Genomic DNA, 1,190 nt, shown 5'->3' on the forward strand with positions numbered 1-1,190 from the left:
TCGGGGTGCATGTGGGTGCACAACACGCGGGTGATGCGCGCGCCCTGCGGGGTGGCGGCCAGCGGGCCGTCGGGTGCGATCAGCTGGCGCCAGGCGGCCAGGGTCTCGGGGGTTTTGGTGCCGGTGTCCACGATGGCCCAGCCGGGGCCGTGTTCGTCCTCGTCAGCCAGAGCCCAGAGGTTGATGTGGTTGAGCGCAAACGGCAGCGGCATGCGCAGCCACAACACGCCGGGCGCGACCTCGCGCACTTGGCCCGGCGCGGGCGGCTCGCCACAGGGGTAGATCAGCGTGGGGGCCGCCGAGGCGGCTTCGGGCGCGGGCTCGTCGGGACGGCCGTCGGGGGAGGGTCGATCGGTCATGGCCCCATTGTGCCGCGCGCTCAGAGCGGGCGGCGTCGCGCGAAGCGCACCACGGTCACACCCGCGCGCGCCTGCCGCACCGAGGGCATGACCAGCACACAGTCGTCGTAGGGCGTGGTCACGGGTTCGCCATCGTTGTCGCCGATCACGGTGCCGGCCTTCGCGATGCACTCCAGGCCCTGGAAGGGCTGGTGGAAGCGGAAACCGGCGCTGCGCGCCACCACCGGGCCGGTCACCTCCAGTGCCCATTGCCGGGCAGCGGCCGGCAGGGTCCAGCCGGGCAGCGTTGCCGCCACCTCGTCCGACGACAACCCACCTGAAGCCAGCAGGAAACGCGCACACATGTCGTGCGCCACATCGCGGCTGCTGGGGTCGCCGTGGAAGCCACATTCCACCAGCAGCGAGCGGGTTTCGGGCGCCTGGTCATCGGGCACGCCAAAACGGCCGAAGTCGCGCATGCGCACGCCGTCCTTGTGGCCGGCGTCCACCACGATGTGTTCGGGGTTGCCCATGGCCCGTGCCAGCGCCTGGTTGCGTGGCTGCACACCGGTCAGCAACAGCGGCGCGGCGCGCTCGTGCATGGAGTGGATGTCGAGCAACCAGTCGGCCTGTTCCACAAAAGGCCGCAACTCGGCCGCGCGGCGGCGCTCGCGACTGGTCGGCGCGTCCATGCGCTCGACGGACCACTGGCGGTTCAAGTCCTCGTCCACAAAACGCGAAGCGTCGTGGTCAGCCGGGTCGAAGCGGTCGAAAGCAGCGAGGTTGGCGAACACCAGCGTGAGCCGACCCTGTGTTGGCCGCACGCCGGCCTCCAGCAGGCCCTTGAGCGCC

At 71.1% G+C, this 1,190-nt stretch carries 1 protein-coding gene and 1 pseudogene; both read right to left on the reverse strand.

Annotated features, from left to right (window positions below):
• Nucleotides 1–359 (reverse strand): annotated as a pseudogene (locus Q8M88_RS05465) (hypothetical protein); the annotation flags it as partial.
• Between the two features lie 20 nt (nt 360–379).
• Nucleotides 380–1,190: hypothetical protein (locus Q8M88_RS05470; protein ID WP_305595236.1), on the reverse strand; the 811-nt coding region annotated here is incomplete at its 5' end.

Source organism: Phenylobacterium sp., from assembly GCF_030693805.1.
Lineage (GTDB): Bacteria > Pseudomonadota > Alphaproteobacteria > Caulobacterales > Caulobacteraceae > Phenylobacterium.